Source organism: Viridibacillus arenosi, assembly GCF_001955655.1.
Lineage (GTDB): Bacteria > Bacillota > Bacilli > Bacillales_A > Planococcaceae > Viridibacillus > Viridibacillus arenosi.
Map to the genome: position 1 here is coordinate 157,025 of NZ_MSPW01000007.1, position 17,417 is coordinate 174,441.

The 17,417-nt window shown below is 38.8% G+C and carries 14 protein-coding genes and 1 other annotated feature; all 14 genes read left to right on the plus strand.

The window, feature by feature from the left end; translation table 11 throughout:
- The first annotated feature begins 51 nt into the window (after positions 1 to 51).
- The 14 genes from rplK to BK137_RS14150 all read left to right on the plus strand — a co-directional run bounded on the left by rplK (position 52) and on the right by BK137_RS14150 (position 17,392).
- Positions 52 to 477 (plus strand): 50S ribosomal protein L11, encoded by a 426-nt coding sequence (gene rplK, locus BK137_RS14085; protein ID WP_038179029.1) that lies wholly within the window; start codon positions 52 to 54, stop codon positions 475 to 477.
- Positions 478 to 605: 128 nt separating this feature from the next.
- Positions 606 to 1,307, plus strand: coding sequence for a 50S ribosomal protein L1 (gene rplA / locus BK137_RS14090; RefSeq protein WP_038179031.1), 702 nt, complete (start codon positions 606 to 608; stop codon positions 1,305 to 1,307).
- Positions 1,308 to 1,354: 47 nt separating this feature from the next.
- Positions 1,355 to 1,499: a sequence feature (ribosomal protein L10 leader region), on the plus strand.
- 32 nt (positions 1,500 to 1,531) lie between these two features.
- Entirely contained in the window at positions 1,532 to 2,032 is a 501-nt protein-coding gene (gene rplJ / locus BK137_RS14095; protein ID WP_038179033.1) for a 50S ribosomal protein L10, read from the plus strand.
- A 73-nt stretch (positions 2,033 to 2,105) separates the two neighbouring features.
- Positions 2,106 to 2,465 (plus strand): 50S ribosomal protein L7/L12, encoded by a 360-nt coding sequence (rplL, locus tag BK137_RS14100; protein ID WP_038179034.1) that lies wholly within the window; start codon positions 2,106 to 2,108, stop codon positions 2,463 to 2,465.
- A 77-nt stretch (positions 2,466 to 2,542) separates the two neighbouring features.
- On the plus strand, positions 2,543 to 3,142 hold the full coding sequence (locus BK137_RS14105; RefSeq protein WP_038179042.1) for a class I SAM-dependent methyltransferase: 600 nt from the start codon (positions 2,543 to 2,545) through the stop codon (positions 3,140 to 3,142).
- A 241-nt stretch (positions 3,143 to 3,383) separates the two neighbouring features.
- A complete protein-coding gene (rpoB, locus tag BK137_RS14110; RefSeq protein ID WP_179078273.1) occupies positions 3,384 to 6,947 on the plus strand; it encodes a DNA-directed RNA polymerase subunit beta in 3,564 nt (1,187 codons plus the stop codon).
- 130 nt (positions 6,948 to 7,077) lie between these two features.
- On the plus strand, positions 7,078 to 10,677 hold the full coding sequence (gene rpoC / locus BK137_RS14115) for a DNA-directed RNA polymerase subunit beta' (protein WP_038179047.1): 3,600 nt from the start codon (positions 7,078 to 7,080) through the stop codon (positions 10,675 to 10,677).
- A 132-nt stretch (positions 10,678 to 10,809) separates the two neighbouring features.
- The gene (locus BK137_RS14120; protein ID WP_038179049.1) at positions 10,810 to 11,058 is read left to right on the plus strand and encodes a ribosomal L7Ae/L30e/S12e/Gadd45 family protein; all 249 of its coding nucleotides are present in this window, start codon (positions 10,810 to 10,812) and stop codon (positions 11,056 to 11,058) included.
- A 100-nt stretch (positions 11,059 to 11,158) separates the two neighbouring features.
- Entirely contained in the window at positions 11,159 to 11,578 is a 420-nt protein-coding gene (gene rpsL / locus BK137_RS14125; protein WP_038179051.1) for a 30S ribosomal protein S12, read from the plus strand.
- Positions 11,579 to 11,614: 36 nt separating this feature from the next.
- A complete protein-coding gene (gene rpsG / locus BK137_RS14130) occupies positions 11,615 to 12,085 on the plus strand; it encodes a 30S ribosomal protein S7 (protein ID WP_038179053.1) in 471 nt (156 codons plus the stop codon).
- Positions 12,086 to 12,127: 42 nt separating this feature from the next.
- Entirely contained in the window at positions 12,128 to 14,206 is a 2,079-nt protein-coding gene (fusA, locus tag BK137_RS14135; RefSeq protein WP_038179055.1) for an elongation factor G, read from the plus strand.
- Between the two features lie 136 nt (positions 14,207 to 14,342).
- Entirely contained in the window at positions 14,343 to 15,530 is a 1,188-nt protein-coding gene (tuf, locus tag BK137_RS14140; RefSeq protein ID WP_038179057.1) for an elongation factor Tu, read from the plus strand.
- A gap of 146 nt (positions 15,531 to 15,676) precedes the next feature.
- On the plus strand, positions 15,677 to 16,360 hold the full coding sequence (locus BK137_RS14145; RefSeq protein WP_038179189.1) for a response regulator transcription factor: 684 nt from the start codon (positions 15,677 to 15,679) through the stop codon (positions 16,358 to 16,360).
- A gap of 6 nt (positions 16,361 to 16,366) precedes the next feature.
- Entirely contained in the window at positions 16,367 to 17,392 is a 1,026-nt protein-coding gene (locus BK137_RS14150; protein ID WP_038179058.1) for a sensor histidine kinase, read from the plus strand.
- Positions 17,393 to 17,417: the final 25 nt, after the last annotated feature.

Consider the following 17,417-nt stretch of genomic DNA (forward strand, 5'->3'; position numbering starts at 1 on the left):
GTGGGAGGGGCAACCCAATTACCACATCACGGACTTAAGGAGGTGTGTCTCGTGGCTAAAAAAGTTATTAAAGTTGTAAAACTTCAAATCCCAGCTGGTAAAGCAAACCCAGCGCCACCGGTAGGTCCTGCATTAGGTCAAGCAGGTGTTAACATCATGGGGTTCTGTAAAGAATTCAACGCTCGTACTGCGGACCAAGCAGGTTTAATCATTCCAGTAGAGATTTCTGTATTTGAAGATCGTTCATTCACTTTCATTACAAAAACTCCGCCGGCAGCAGTTTTACTTAAAGTAGCAGCTGGTATCCAATCAGGATCAGGTGAACCTAACCGTAAAAAAGTAGCTACAGTGAAACGCGATAAAGTTCGCGAAATTGCTGAAACTAAAATGCCAGACCTTAACGCTGCAACAGTTGAAGCAGCTATGTTAATGGTTGAAGGTACTGCACGTAGCATGGGTATTGTTATCGAAGACTAATCCCATTACTTGATAGAAGTATTGTTTTTGAGGGTTGCGAATGTTTCTAATAGTGATATTTGAAACTCGCAGCCTTTATTCGTGGGAGGTTTATTCCGCTACAACCACAATCAAGGAGGAAATTTATAATGGCTAAAAAAGGTAAAAAACTGCAAGATGCAGTTAAATTAGTAGACCGTACTCAAGTGTATTCTGTACAAGAAGCAGTTGAATTGGCTAAAAAAACAAGCACTGTTAACTTTGACGCAACTGTTGAAGTAGCATTTAACTTAAATATCGATACACGTAAAAATGACCAACAAATCCGTGGAGCAGTAGTACTTCCAAACGGAACTGGTAAAACTCAACGCGTATTAGTTTTCGCTAAAGGCGAAAAACTTAAAGAAGCTGAAGCAGCTGGTGCAGACTTTGCTGGTGATGCTGAATATATCGCTAAAATCCAACAAGGATGGTTTGACTTCGATGTAATCGTTGCAACTCCTGATATGATGGGTGAAGTTGGTAAATTAGGTCGCGTATTAGGACCAAAAGGCTTAATGCCAAACCCTAAAACTGGAACAGTTACTTTCGACGTTGCTAAAGCAATCGCTGAAATCAAAGCTGGTAAAGTTGAATACCGTGCTGACAAAGCTGGTATCGTTCACGCTCCAATCGGTAAAGCTTCATTCGAAGCTGATAAATTAGCTGAAAACTTATCAACTCTTGTTGATGTAATTATTAAAGCTAAACCTGCTGCAGCTAAAGGTACTTACATGAAATCAGTACACGTAACAACTACAATGGGACCATCAATCAAAGTTGATGCTTCTACTTCAGTTGCTGCGAAATAATTTTTGATTGACAAATGACATCATATTTTGGTATGATGTACAACGTTGTGAATCATCCATTTGTACCGTAGACCGTAGGGGCAAGTAATTGCTTAATTATCCTACCGAGGACAAAGGAACTCAGACTCTTATTTAAGATGATGACTTTCCGCCTCTTTGTCTACATAGACAGGAGGCTTTTCTTTTGTTGGTATAAATGACCCATTCTTATAGGAGGTGTCAAGATGAACAAAGCAGTTGAAGCTAAACAAGCTGTCGTTCAAGAAATTGCTGACAAGTTCAAAAGCGCTGCATCCGTAGTGGTTGTTGACTATCGTGGCCTTTCTGTTGCTCAAGTAACAGAACTACGTAAACAATTACGCGAAGCTGGTGTTGAATTTAAAGTATACAAAAATACTTTAGTACGCCGTGCTACTGTAGAAGTTGAACAAGAAGAACTTAATGAATTCCTTACAGGTCCAAACGCAATCGCATTCTCAACTGAAGATGTAATTGCTCCTGCTAAAATCATTAACGACTTTGCAAAAGCTAACGAACAACTTGAAATCAAAGCTGGTCTTATCGAAGGTACATTTGCATCTGCTGAAGATGTTAAAGCATTGGCAGAACTTCCATCACGCGAAGGTCTACTTTCTATGCTATTATCTGTGCTTCAAGCACCAGTACGCAATTTCGCTCTTGCAACAAAAGCTGTTGCAGAACAAAAAGAAGAGCAAGGCGCTTAATTTTAAGCGTAGCTTAATCTTCTCGGCATAATATGCCAAACAAAACTAATATTCCGTATAGGAGGAAATTATAATGAACAATGAACAAATCTTAGAAGCTATCAAAGCTATGACAGTTCTTGAATTAAACGATTTAGTAAAAGCAATCGAAGACGAATTCGGTGTTACTGCTGCTGCTCCTGTAGCTGCTGCTGGTGCTGCTGCTGGTGCAGTAGAAGAAAAAACTGAATTTGATGTAGTTCTTGCTTCTGCAGGCGAATCAAAAATTAAAGTAATCAAAGTGGTACGTGAAATCACTGGTCTTGGCTTAAAAGAAGCTAAAGAAGTAGTAGATAACGCTCCTAAAGCTATTAAAGAAGGCGTTTCTGCAGCTGACGCTGAAGAAATCAAAGCTAAACTTGAAGAAGTTGGCGCTAGCGTAGAAGTTAAATAATTTCTACTTTCTATTTGAAAAAAGCTCGTCAATTATGACGAGCTTTTTCTTCATTTTACGTGATGGAGGGCATTTTCTTGTCAGAACATTATTATTCGAAAAAACCTCAAGTCGGAAGTAATCCGAGTAAATGGAAATTCACTCTTAGGGGATTTTCTTTTATATTTGAAACAGATGCAGGGGTTTTTAGTAAAAGCGAAGTAGATTTTGGCTCCCGTGTGTTAATTGATAGTTTTGAAATGCCTAATGTTGAAGGGTGTATTTTGGATGTGGGCTGTGGCTACGGTCCGATCGGCTTGTCTATTGCAAAAAGTTATCCTGAACGGGTCATTCATATGATGGATGTTAACGAACGTGCGGTTTCATTAGCGGAGAAAAACGCTGAGGTAAACGGGGTACAAAATGTGCAGGTTTTTGAGAGCGATGGACTTTCCGCTGTTCAAGAAGAACAAGTCGCTGTCGTAATGACAAATCCTCCGATTCGCGCGGGAAAAGATACAATTTTCCGTTTTTATGATCAAGCTTTTGAAAAACTTGTGGATAACGGTGAGTTGTGGATAGTTATTCAGAAGAAGCAAGGTGCACCATCGACAATAGCGCACTTGGAAGAGAAATTTACTGAAGTAACAGTGGTAGAGAAGAAAAAAGGCTATTGGATTATCAAGGCGAAAAAATAATCTGTTAAAGTTTATAGATTGACTTGACAAATTAGCTGTGATATTATAATAAAATGCAAAAATATTAATTTGAATACGTCTGTCCTTTTGTATAAAAACTATATCAATATGGTTAGACTTTTCAAAGTTATGTTTGGTTAATCGAAAATGAGCTCTTTAACGAACTCGTTTTCTTTTTGTCTTTCGATATCATACACCATTTGTATGATTTCGCAAAGACCTATTATCGCTTTATTGAGGGGTGAATGAGTTGACAGGTCAACTAGTTCAGTACGGACAACACCGCCAGCGTAGAAGCTTTGCGCGTATTAATGAGGTGCTGGAACTTCCGAATCTAATTGAGATTCAAACCGCATCTAACGAGTGGTTTCTTGAAGAAGGTTTACGTGAAATGTTCCGCGATATTTCACCGATTGAAGACTTTACAGGGAATCTTTCACTTGAATTCGTCGACTACAGTCTCGGAGAACCGAAATATGATGTCGATGAATGTAAAGAACGCGATGTTACTTACGCTGCACCATTACGTGTAAAAGTACGTTTGCACAACAAAGAAACAGACGAAGTGAAAGAACAGGAAGTATTTATGGGTGATTTCCCACTAATGACTGAAACTGGCACTTTCGTTATCAACGGCGCAGAACGCGTTATCGTTTCACAATTAGTTAGATCACCAAGTGTATACTATCACGATAAAACAGATAAAAACGGTAAAAAAGGCTTCGGCGCAACAGTTATTCCTAACCGTGGAGCATGGTTAGAGTACGAAACAGACGCAAAAGATGTTGTCTATGTTCGTATCGACCGTACACGTAAATTACCTGTAACAGTACTTTTACGTGCATTAGGTTTTGCTTCAGACCAAGAAATCATCGAGCTTATCGGTGATAATGAATATTTACGTAATACATTAGAAAAAGATAACACTGAAAGTACTGAGAAAGCGTTGTTAGAAATTTATGAACGTCTACGCCCAGGTGAACCACCTACAGTAGAAAGCGCTAAAAATCTCTTGTACTCACGTTTCTTTGACCCAAAACGCTATGATTTAGCTAATGTTGGTCGTTATAAAATGAACAAAAAGCTTGATATTAAAAATCGCTTATTCAATCAAACAGTGGCAGAAACACTAGTTGATCCTGAAACAGGGGAAATTTTAGTTGAAGCTGGAACTTTAATCGATCGTCGTGTACTAGATCGCTTAATTCCACATTTAGAAAAGGGCATTGGTTTCCAAACGATGTCTAAAGTTGCAGGCGTTTTAGAGGGCGACGTTTTAATTCAAGAAATTAAAATCTATGCACCTAATGACGAAGCGCAAAAAGAAATTAAAGTAATCAGTAATGCGTACGTAGAAGAAGAAGTGAAACATATCACTCCTGCTGACGTAATTGCATCTGTATCTTACTTCTTCAACTTACTATATGGTGTTGGTAACACAGATGATATAGATCATTTAGGTAATCGTCGCTTACGTTCTGTAGGTGAATTATTACAAAATCAATTCCGTATCGGTTTATCTCGTATGGAACGTGTTGTACGTGAACGTATGTCGATTAACGATACACAATCTATTGTTCCACAACAATTAATCAATATTCGTCCAGTAATTGCTTCTATCAAGGAATTCTTTGGTAGTTCCCAATTATCTCAATTCATGGACCAAACAAACCCGTTAGCTGAATTAACGCACAAACGTCGTCTATCAGCTTTAGGACCTGGTGGTTTAACTCGTGAACGTGCTGGTTTCGAAGTACGTGACGTTCACTACTCGCACTATGGTCGTATGTGTCCAATTGAGACTCCTGAGGGTCCGAACATTGGTTTAATAAACTCACTTTCAAGTTTCGCGAAAGTGAATAAATTTGGCTTCATCGAAACACCTTACCGTCGCGTTGATCCTGAAACAAGCCGAGTTACTGGCCATATCGATTATTTAACTGCAGACGAAGAAGACAACTACGTAGTAGCACAAGCGAATTCAATCTTAAATCCAGATGGTTCATTTGCTAAAGAAGAAGTTGTAGGTCGTTTCCGTGGTGATAACACTATATTCAAACGTGAAAACGTTGACTACATGGACGTATCACCAAAACAAGTTGTTTCTGCTGCGACAGCATGTATTCCTTTCTTAGAAAACGATGACTCTAACCGTGCTCTAATGGGAGCGAACATGCAACGTCAAGCTGTTCCATTATTAAATCCAGAAGCGCCATTCGTTGGTACTGGTATGGAACACGTAGATGCACGTGATTCTGGTGCTGCAGTAGTTGCAAAATACCCAGGTATTGTTGAACATGTTGAAGCTCGCTCTATTCACATCCGTCGTATTGAAGAAATCGACGGTAAAGAAGTAAAAGGCGACTTAACTAAATATAAATTACAGAAATTCATTCGTTCTAACCAAGGTACAAGTTATAACCAACGTCCAATTGTTAAAGTTGGCGACCGCGTAAATCCACGTGATATTCTTGCTGATGGTCCTTCAATGGAATGTGGCGAGCTAGCACTTGGCCGTAACGTAGTAGTTGGCTTCATGACTTGGAACGGTTATAACTATGAAGATGCTGTAATCATGAGTGAACGTCTTGTTAAAGATGACGTATATACATCTGTTCATATTGAAGAATATGAATCAGAAGCTCGTGATACTAAATTAGGACCTGAAGAAATCACTCGTGATATTCCGAATGTTGGTGAAGAAGCATTACGCAATCTTGACGAACGTGGAATTATCCGTATTGGTGCTGAAGTTCATGACGGAGATATCCTTGTAGGTAAAGTAACTCCTAAAGGTGTAACTGAATTGACAGCTGAAGAACGCTTATTACATGCAATCTTCGGTGAAAAAGCACGTGAAGTACGTGATACATCACTACGTGTTCCTCATGGTGCAGGCGGTATTGTTCTTGATGTTAAAGTCTTCAATCGTGAAGATGGCGACGAATTACCTCCAGGCGTTAACCAACTTGTACGCGCATATATCGTTCAAAAACGTAAAATTCGCGTAGGGGATAAAATGGCCGGACGTCACGGTAACAAGGGTGTAATTTCTCGTATTCTTCCAGAAGAAGATATGCCATTCCTTCCAGACGGCACACCAATTGATATCATGTTAAACCCACTTGGTGTACCATCACGTATGAACATCGGTCAAGTATTAGAGCTACATTTAGGTATGGCAGCTCGCTACTTAGGCGTTCACATGGCAACACCAGTATTTGATGGTGCCAACGAAGAAGATGTTTGGGAAACAATGGAAGAAGCGGGTATGAACCGCGATGGTAAAACAATTCTTTATGATGGACGTTCAGGTGAACCTTTTGATAACCGAGTTTCTGTTGGTGTCATGTACATGATCAAACTTGCTCACATGGTTGATGATAAACTTCACGCACGTTCAACAGGACCATACTCATTAGTAACGCAACAACCATTGGGTGGTAAAGCTCAATTCGGTGGACAACGTTTCGGTGAGATGGAAGTTTGGGCTCTTGAGGCTTATGGCGCTGCTTATACTCTTCAAGAAATCTTGACAGTTAAATCCGATGACGTTGTAGGTCGTGTGAAAACATACGAAGCAATTGTTAAAGGTGAAAGTGTTCCAGAACCAGGCGTACCTGAATCATTTAAAGTATTAATTAAAGAACTTCAAAGTTTAGGTTTAGATGTGAAAATGCTAACAATTGACGACGAAGAAATTGAGCTTCGTGACATGGATGAAGATGAAGACCTTCAACCAGCAGACGCGCTTAATATCTTACCGAGCGCTGATGAAGAAGCACCAGTAGGATCTGTTGAATAATTGTAAATAACAAATAATTGAATGGCGGGCAGGTCCATTAGGGCTTGTCCAGCTTTCCAATTATCATTAAATCAATCGTCGAGCTAAGAATAAAGTCGAAAAGACTTCATACTAAAGGGAGGTAGGCTCCTTGATAGACGTTAATAATTTTGAGTATATGAAAATTGGTTTAGCTTCACCTGATAAAATCCGCTCATGGTCTTATGGAGAAGTAAAAAAACCAGAAACTATTAACTATCGTACACTCAAACCAGAAAAAGATGGTTTGTTCTGTGAACGAATTTTCGGACCTACAAAGGACTGGGAATGTCACTGCGGTAAGTACAAACGTGTACGCTATAAAGGTGTAGTTTGTGATCGTTGTGGAGTTGAAGTAACACGTGCAAAAGTACGTCGTGAGCGCATGGGTCATATTGAATTAGCTGCTCCAGTCTCACACATTTGGTATTTCAAAGGAATTCCAAGCCGTATGGGGCTTATTTTAGATATGTCTCCACGTGCATTAGAAGAAGTAATCTACTTCGCTTCTTATGTTGTAGTAGAGCCTGGCGATACTGCACTTGAGAAAAAACAATTGCTTTCAGAAAAAGAATATCGCGCGTATCGTGAAAAATACGGCAATACATTCCAAGCTGCAATGGGCGCTGAAGCAATTAAACGTCTTTTACAAGAAATCGATCTTGATAAAGAAACAGAATCTTTAAAAGAAGAACTTAAAACTGCACAAGGTCAACGCCGTACTCGTGCAATTAAACGTTTAGAAGTTGTTGAGTCATTCCGTCATTCTGGTAACCGTCCAGATTGGATGATTTTAGACGTACTACCTGTTATTCCACCAGAGCTTCGTCCAATGGTGCAATTAGATGGTGGCCGTTTTGCAACAAGTGACTTGAATGACTTATATCGTCGAGTTATTAACCGTAACAACCGTTTAAAACGTCTTCTTGATCTTGGAGCACCTGGTATTATCGTTCAAAACGAAAAACGTATGCTTCAAGAAGCGGTAGATGCTTTAATCGATAATGGTCGTCGTGGCCGTCCAGTAACTGGTCCAGGTAACCGTCCATTAAAATCTCTTTCTCATATGTTAAAAGGTAAACAAGGTCGTTTCCGTCAAAACTTACTTGGTAAACGTGTTGACTATTCAGGTCGTTCTGTAATCGTTGTAGGACCTAGCTTGAAAATGTATCAATGCGGTTTACCGAAAGAAATGGCAATCGAATTGTTTAAACCTTTCGTTATGAAAGAACTTGTTGAGCGCGGTCTTGCGCACAATATTAAATCGGCAAAACGTAAAATTGAACGTATGCACTACGAAGTATGGGATGTTTTAGAAGACATCATCCGTGAACACCCAGTATTACTTAACCGTGCACCGACTCTTCACAGACTTGGTATTCAAGCTTTCGAACCGACTTTAGTTGAAGGGAAAGCAATCCGTCTGCACCCATTAGTATGTACAGCATATAACGCTGACTTTGATGGTGACCAAATGGCGGTCCATGTTCCTCTATCAGCAGAAGCACAAGCGGAAGCACGTTTATTAATGCTTGCAGCTCAAAATATCTTGAACCCTAAAGATGGTAAGCCAGTTGTTACACCATCTCAAGATATGGTACTAGGTAACTACTATCTAACTCTTGAACGTAAAGGGGCTCGAGGCGAAGGCGCTGTATTCTATGGTCCTGAAGAATTAATGGTTGCTTATGAAAACCATGAAGTCCACTTGCATACACGTATCGCTATTAAAGCTTCATCATTGAATAATCAAACATTTACGGAAGAACAAAATAGCAAGTTGTTATTAACTTCAGTTGGTAAGGTAATATTTAATGAAATTTTACCGGAATCATTCCCGTACATTAATGAACCAACGATTACTAACTTGCAAGTTGAAACACCAGCTAAATATTTTGTTCCTACAAATACTGATGTTAAAAAATATTTATCAGAAGTTGATCCAGTTAAACCATTTACGAAGAGCTATTTAGGTAAAGTTATTGCTGAAGTATTTGCTAACTTCCACATTACTGAAACTTCTAAAATGCTTGACCGTCTTAAAGATCTTGGATTCAAATATGCAACTAGAGCTGGTATTACAATCGGGATCTCAGATATCCTAGTATTACCAGACAAACAAGAGATTCTTGAAGAAGCTCAAGAAAAAGTTGATAAAGTATTGAAACAGTTCCGTCGTGGTTTAATTACAGAAGAAGAACGTTACGATCGTGTAATCTCTTATTGGAGTGCAGCGAAAGACGTAATCCAAGAGAAACTTATGAAGTCATTAGATAGCTTTAACCCTATCTTCATGATGAGTGACTCTGGTGCCCGTGGTAATGCATCTAACTTTACTCAACTTGCTGGTATGCGTGGTCTGATGGCCAATCCAGCTGGTCGTATTATCGAACTTCCAATCAAGTCTTCATTCCGTGAAGGTTTAACAGTATTGGAATACTTCATCTCTACACATGGTGCTCGTAAAGGTCTTACCGATACAGCACTTAAAACGGCCGATTCAGGTTATCTTACTCGTCGTCTAGTTGACGTAGCACAAGATGTTATTGTACGCGAAGATGACTGTGGTACTGACCGTGGTTTAACAATAGGTTCATTAAAAGAGGGTACAGAAGTAATCGAAGCTCTTGAAGAACGTATTCTTGGCCGTTATGTTAAGAAAACAATTCGTCATCCAGAAACAAATGAAGTTATGGTTGAAAGAAATGCATTAGTAACACCAGAACTAGCTCGTAAAGTAATTGAAGCAGGAATTGAAGAAGTAACAATCCGCTCAGCATTTACATGTAACACTAAACATGGTGTATGTAAAAAATGTTACGGCATGAACTTAGCGACTGGTGATAAAGTTGAAGTCGGCGAAGCAGTTGGTATTATCGCAGCTCAATCTATCGGTGAGCCAGGTACACAGTTAACAATGCGTACTTTCCATACAGGTGGGGTAGCAAGTAGCGATATTACACAAGGTCTTCCACGTATCCAAGAGATTTTCGAAGCGCGTAACCCTAAAGGTCAAGCGGTTATTACGGAAATCGCAGGTACTGTAGTTGACATTGACGAAATTCGTGAAGGTCAAAAAGAAATTACAATTCAAGGTACAGTAGAAACTCGTAAATATTTGGCTCCGTACAATGGTCGTATTATAGTACAAGTTAACGATCAAGTTCACCACGGACAAACGCTTACTGAAGGTTCTATCGATCCAAAAGAATTGATTAAAGTAACTGATGTAGCAACAGTTCAAGAATACTTATTGAAAGAAGTTCAAAAAGTATATCGTATGCAAGGTGTAGAAATTGGAGACAAACATATCGAAGTAATGGTTCGCCAAATGCTTCGTAAAGTGCGTGTAATTGAAGCTGGTGAAACAGATGTTCTTCCAGGCTCGTTACTTGATATTCACCAATTCTCTGAAGCCAATGCAGAGGCGTTGTTAAATGGGAAACTTCCAGCAACATGTCGTCCTCTTATCCTTGGTATCACTAAAGCTTCTCTTGAAACTGAATCATTCTTATCTGCAGCATCATTCCAAGAAACAACTCGTGTGTTAACGGATGCAGCTATTAAAGGTAAGCGTGATGAACTTCTAGGACTGAAAGAAAATGTAATCCTAGGTAAACTTGTTCCTGCTGGTACAGGTATGCAACGTTATCGCCAAATCAAAATTGAGGACAGCGAAATTGAAGATGCTGAACCAGCGTTTGCTGATTAATAAAATGATCCGGGAAGAAGCGTTTTTCGCTTCTTCTCGGAATTTTTATGATTTTAATTGACAATAAATACTTTGAATGATAATATATTTTAGGTTGATAGTTGATTGTCTATCATTTCGGAGGATATGCAAATGTCTTATGAAAAAGTCAAAAAGGCTAAAAAAACAATCATCGGTACTAAGCAAGCAGTAAAAGCAATATATACTGGTCATGTTACTGAAATTTTCGTTGCTCTAAATGCAGATGATCGAATTACCACGCATGCGGTGCAATTAGCACAAAAAAATGGTATTCCCATTGTATTTGTAGACTCGAAAAAAGAACTTGGTAGAGCCTGCGGAATTCAAGTAGGTGCTGCAGTTGTTGCAATTACTGAATGATGGTTTTTGTGTATGATACACAAAGACTTTGTTTTTTACCTAAAAATGAACCACCTGGATGTGTGGATTTAAACTGAAGATATGAAGGGAGGAAAAACCGATGCCTACAATTAACCAATTAGTACGTAAGCCTCGCCAATCCAAAAGTAAGAAATCAAACTCACCTGCGTTAAACAAAAGTTATAACAGCTTCCAAAAAGCTCTAACTGATGTTAACTCACCACAAAAACGCGGTGTTTGTACACGTGTTGGTACAATGACACCTAAAAAACCTAACTCAGCGTTACGTAAATACGCTCGTGTACGTTTAACAAACCAAATTGAGGTTAACGCTTATATTCCTGGTGAAGGCCACAACTTACAAGAACACAGTGTTGTACTTATTCGTGGAGGTCGTGTAAAAGATTTACCAGGTGTACGTTATCACATCGTTCGTGGTGCGCTTGATACTGCTGCAGTATCTGGCCGTATGCAATCTCGTTCTCTATATGGTGCTAAAAGACCAAAAGAAAAAAAATAAATAAAATTCAAGCTCTAATCGAAAGGAGGAAAACACATGCCTCGTAAAGGTCCTGTTTCCAAACGTGACGTGTTACCAGATCCAATTTATAATTCAAAACTAGTAACTCGTTTAATTAATAAAATGATGGTAGATGGTAAAAGAGGTACTTCTCAAAAGATTTTATACGGTGCGTTCGAATTAGTTAAAGAACGTTCTGGTAACAATCCAATTGAAGTATTTGAAGCTGCATTAAACAACGTAATGCCAGTTCTTGAAGTTCGTGCTCGCCGTGTAGGTGGTACTAACTATCAAGTACCAGTAGAAGTACGTCCAGAACGTCGTACAACTCTTGGTCTTCGTTACCTAGTAAACTACTCTCGTCTTCGTGGCGAAAAAACTATGGAAGAACGTCTAGCTAACGAAATTTTAGATGCTTCTAACAACACTGGTGCGTCAGTTAAAAAACGTGAAGATATGCACAAAATGGCAGAAGCAAATAAAGCATTTGCTCACTACCGTTGGTAATATAAAATCGGCTTAACCCCAATATGGAAGGAGAAATTTCCTATGAAACGCGAATTCTCACTTGAGAATACTCGTAATATTGGGATCATGGCTCACATTGATGCTGGTAAAACAACAACAACTGAGCGTATCCTTTATTACACTGGTAAGATTCACAAAATCGGTGAAACTCATGAAGGTGCTTCTCAAATGGACTGGATGGAGCAAGAGCAAGAACGTGGTATTACAATCACTTCTGCAGCAACAACAGCCCAATGGGAAGGCCACCGTGTAAATATCATCGATACTCCTGGACACGTAGACTTCACTGTAGAAGTAGAACGTTCATTACGCGTACTTGACGGTGCTGTAACAGTACTTGATGCTCAATCTGGTGTTGAGCCTCAAACTGAAACTGTTTGGCGTCAAGCTACAACATATGGTGTTCCACGTATTGTATTCATTAACAAAATGGATAAAACAGGAGCGGATTTCTTATATTCTGTAGGAACTCTTCATGAGCGTTTACAAGCAAACGCTCACCCTGTTCAATTACCAATCGGCGCTGAAGATCAGTTCTCTGCTATCATCGACTTAGTTGAAATGAAAGCTACTTTCTACGGCGACGAAAAAGGTACAGCAGTAACTGAAGGAGAAATTCCTGAAGAACACCGCGAACTAGCTGAAGAATACCGTGAGAAATTAATCGATGCTGTTGCAAGTGTTGATGAAGAAATCATGGAAAAATATTTAGAAGGCGAAGAAATTACTGTTGCTGAACTTAAAGCGGCTATCCGTCGTGCTACGATCGCAGTAGAATTTTACCCAGTAATCTGTGGTACAGCATTCAAACACAAAGGCGTACGCCCTATGTTAAATGCAGTTATCGATTACTTACCATCTCCATTAGATGTACCAGCAATCAAAGGTACAGATATTGATGGTGACGTGGAATTAGAACGTCATCCTTCTGATGAAGAGCCATTCTCAGCTCTTGCATTCAAAGTTATGACTGACCCATTCGTAGGTAAATTAACTTTCTTCCGTGTGTACTCTGGAACATTAGATTCAGGTTCATACGTACAAAACTCTTCTAAAGGTAAACGTGAACGCGTAGGTCGTATCCTACAAATGCACGCTAACTCTCGTGAAGAAATCTCTAAAGTGTATGCTGGGGACATCGCAGCAGCAGTAGGTCTTAAAGATACTACTACTGGTGATACTCTATGTGACGAGAAAAACCTAGTTATTCTTGAATCAATGGAATTCCCTGAGCCAGTAATCTCACTTTCTGTAGAACCAAAATCTAAAGCAGACCAAGATAAAATGGGTCAAGCTTTACAAAAACTACAAGAAGAAGATCCAACTTTCCGTGCTCACACTGACACTGAAACTGGTCAAACAATCATCTCTGGTATGGGTGAGCTTCACCTTGATATCTTAGTTGACCGTATGCGCCGTGAATTCAAAGTAGAAGCTAACGTAGGTGCTCCAATGGTATCTTACCGTGAAACATTCCGTGGCTCTGCAAAAGTTCAAGGTAAATTCACTCGCCAATCTGGTGGTCGTGGACAATACGGAGATGTTACGATTGAGTTCTCTCCAAATGAAGAAGGTAAAGGCTTTGAATTCGAAAACGCTATCGTTGGTGGTGTAGTACCTCGTGAATACATTCCTGCAGTAGAACAGGGTCTTCGTGACTCTCTTGACCGCGGTGTAGTTGCTGGATACCCACTAATCGACATTAAAGCGAAATTAGTATTCGGTTCTTACCATGACGTTGACTCGAATGAGATGGCGTTCAAAATTGCTGCATCTATGGCTCTTAAAGAAGCTGCGAAACAATGTAACGCTGTTATCTTAGAACCAATGATGAAAGTTGAAGTTGTAATTCCAGAAGAATATCTTGGTGATATCATGGGTAACATTACTGCTCGTCGCGGACGCGTTGAGGGTATGGATGCTCGCGGTAACTCTCAAGTAGTTCGTGCAATGGTTCCACTATCTGAAATGTTCGGATATGCTACAACTTTACGTTCTGGTACACAAGGTCGCGGTGTATTCTCTATGACATTTGATCATTATGAAGAAGTGCCAAAATCAATTGCTGCCGAAATCATCAAAAAAAATAAAGGTGAATAATTTCTAAGTTGAATTTTCACTCTAATTAAAGTATAAATAACTTGTATGCTATATATGGAAGAGGATAGGGCCCTATTCTCTGAAATATATGACTATAAAACTAAAATTATAAACATTATTGAGGAGGCATTTTCTAATGGCTAAAGAAAAATTTGACCGTTCTAAAACGCATGCTAACATTGGTACAATCGGACACGTTGACCATGGTAAAACAACTTTAACTGCTGCAATCGCTACAGTTCTTTCTAAAAAAATGGGTGGAGAAGCTAAGTCATACGCTGATATCGACAACGCTCCAGAAGAAAAAGAACGTGGTATCACAATCAATACTTCTCACGTAGAATACGAAACTGATACTCGTCACTACGCTCACGTAGACTGCCCAGGACACGCCGATTATGTTAAAAACATGATCACTGGTGCTGCTCAAATGGATGGCGGTATCTTAGTAGTATCTGCTGCTGATGGTCCAATGCCACAAACTCGTGAACACATCCTTTTATCTCGTCAAGTAGGTGTTCCATACCTAGTAGTATTCATGAACAAATGTGATATGGTTGACGACGAAGAACTACTTGAATTAGTAGAAATGGAAGTTCGTGACCTATTATCTGAATATGATTTCCCAGGCGATGATCTTCCTGTAATTAAAGGTTCTGCTCTTAAAGCTCTTGAAGGCGAAGCAGAATGGGAAGAAAAAATCGTTGAATTAATGGACGCTGTTGATTCTTATATCCCAACTCCAGAACGTCAAACTGACAAACCATTCATGATGCCAGTAGAGGATGTATTCTCTATCACTGGTCGTGGTACAGTTGCAACTGGCCGTGTTGAACGTGGTCAAGTTAAAGTCGGCGACGTAGTAGACATCGTTGGTATTGCTGAAGAAGCTAAACAAACAACTGTAACAGGTGTTGAAATGTTCCGTAAATTATTAGACTACGCTGAAGCTGGAGACAACATTGGTGCTCTTCTTCGTGGTGTAGCTCGTGAAGATATCCAACGTGGACAAGTACTTGCTAAACCAGGTTCAATCACTCCACACACAGACTTCAAAGCTGAAGTTTATGTTCTTTCTAAAGAAGAGGGTGGACGTCATACTCCATTCTTCTCAAACTACCGTCCTCAGTTCTACTTCCGTACAACTGACGTAACTGGTGTTTGTAATCTTCCTGAAGGCGTAGAAATGGTTATGCCTGGAGATAACATCGAAATGACTGTTTCTTTAATCTCTCCTATCGCTCTTGAAGAAGGTACTAAGTTCTCTATCCGTGAGGGTGGACGTACTGTAGGCGCTGGCGTTGTAGCTTCAATCACTAAGTAATTTCTATTACTTTTTTTAAAACCATCTCGTGACGACGAGATGGTTTTTTTGTTTATAAATTTATTAAAGTTTTCCCTTTTATTGGAGAAAACTTTTTTTATTTGAGCTATTTCTTGTACAATATAGTAGGAGAGGGTGAATGTATGATAAAAGTTTTTATTATTGAAGATGATCAGGCTATTTTTGATATAATTCGAGAAAGATTCAGTCAGTGGTCTATGGAAGTTACAAAACCGGGGGATTTCCAAAAAGTGATGGAAAGCTTTCATGATACAACTCCGCAACTAGTTGTTATTGATATTCAGTTGCCTGCATTTGATGGTTTCCACTGGTGTCGTGAAATTCGCCATATTTCAAAAGTGCCGATTATCTTTTTATCTTCACGAGACCATCCTATGGACCAAGTTATGGCTATGCAAATGGGCGCAGATGATTTTATACAAAAACCATTTAATATGGATGTACTGTTAGCTAAAGTACAAGCCCTTGTAAGGAGGACGTACGATTATAAACAAGAAAGACTACATACGATAATATGGAATGGAGCTACCATTGATTATTCAAGAGGTACCATTTTTCAACAAGAACGTTTAGTTGAATTAACTAAAAATGAATTGTTTATTTTAAGAATTTTAATTGAACATTTAAATCAAATTGTATCTCGTGATGAATTAATGAGAAAGCTATGGGATGATGAACGGTTTGTTAATGACAATACGTTATCAGTTAATGTGAATCGTTTGCGCTTAAAGCTTGAAGAAATTGGATTGGAAGATGTTATTCTTACAAAAAAAGGACTGGGCTATATGGCTATTACCAAGGAGGTCTGATTTGTAGTGTTTTTAATATTTCTTAAGGAAAGAAGGTCGTGGATTCTTTTTTTTATAGTCATTCAGCTGTGGTTAAATTTAGTGCTTTTTTTAGATGTGGGATTATCTAGTGTATCAGCAGTTTATCTTAATTTAACTAATACAGTCTTATTTATAGTGTTTTTAATGTGGCGATATTTAAAAGAGACCAAATCAATTCGTAGACTGAAACATTTCCTGGGAAATGATTTAGATATAGAAAGTGTTCTTCCTGCTCGTTCAGAAAAATTATCGAGTTTTGAAACAGTATTTTTCGATGTGATTGAAAATGTAGAAGTAATAAGACAAGAACAAATAAACAATGTACATGTTGAGTTTTCAGAAGATAAGGATAGAGCATTAGGCTGGATTCATGAAGTGAAGACACCTTTAACTGCGATGAAGCTTTTGATTGACTCATTAGAAGAAAATAATTTAAAGAAACGTCTTGAAATTGAATGGTTAAGAATTCATTTGCTACTCGATCAAGAATTACATCATATTAGACTTTCTTCAATTGAGAATGACAACAGGATAGAGATAATATCGATTAGGCAAACAATACTGAGAGAGATTAAGAATTTGCAAACTTGGTGTATTGAGAAAGGTATTGGCTTTGATATTCAAAATCTTGATGCTGAAGTACTGACTGATCAAAAATGGACATCCTTTATTATACGTCAATTACTTTCTAATGCAGTGAAATATAGTAATGATAATTCAGATATACAGATATACGCATCAAAGGATTTAGACGGTCATGTATATCTATATATTAAAGACTCAGGTATAGGGATTAGCCAAGCTGACTTGCCACGCATTTTTAATAAGTCTTTCACCGGTGAAATTGGTCGACATCAGACTGCATCAACTGGAATGGGGTTATATTTGGCCAAAAATGCAGCATCAAAATTAGGTATCCAAATATTTGTACAATCTGAAGAGAACGTCGGGACAGTCTTTTCCTTACGTTTTCCTTTGAAAAATGAGTTCGTTAAAATCATGAGTAGATGACGAAAATGTCACCTACTCTTTTTGT

Bases quoted from the DNA above. Each gene is read 5' to 3' on its own strand.
- rplA (WP_038179031.1), top strand. From the start codon at position 606: ATGGCTAAAAAAGGTAAAAAACTGCAAGATGCAGTTAAATTAGTAGAC.
- rplJ (WP_038179033.1), top strand. From the start codon at position 1,532: ATGAACAAAGCAGTTGAAGCTAAACAAGCTGTCGTTCAAGAAATTGCT.
- rplL (WP_038179034.1), top strand. From the start codon at position 2,106: ATGAACAATGAACAAATCTTAGAAGCTATCAAAGCTATGACAGTTCTT.
- BK137_RS14120 (WP_038179049.1), top strand. From the start codon at position 10,810: ATGTCTTATGAAAAAGTCAAAAAGGCTAAAAAAACAATCATCGGTACT.
- rpsL (WP_038179051.1), top strand. From the start codon at position 11,159: ATGCCTACAATTAACCAATTAGTACGTAAGCCTCGCCAATCCAAAAGT.
- rpsG (WP_038179053.1), top strand. From the start codon at position 11,615: ATGCCTCGTAAAGGTCCTGTTTCCAAACGTGACGTGTTACCAGATCCA.
- fusA (WP_038179055.1), top strand. From the start codon at position 12,128: ATGAAACGCGAATTCTCACTTGAGAATACTCGTAATATTGGGATCATG.
- tuf (WP_038179057.1), top strand. From the start codon at position 14,343: ATGGCTAAAGAAAAATTTGACCGTTCTAAAACGCATGCTAACATTGGT.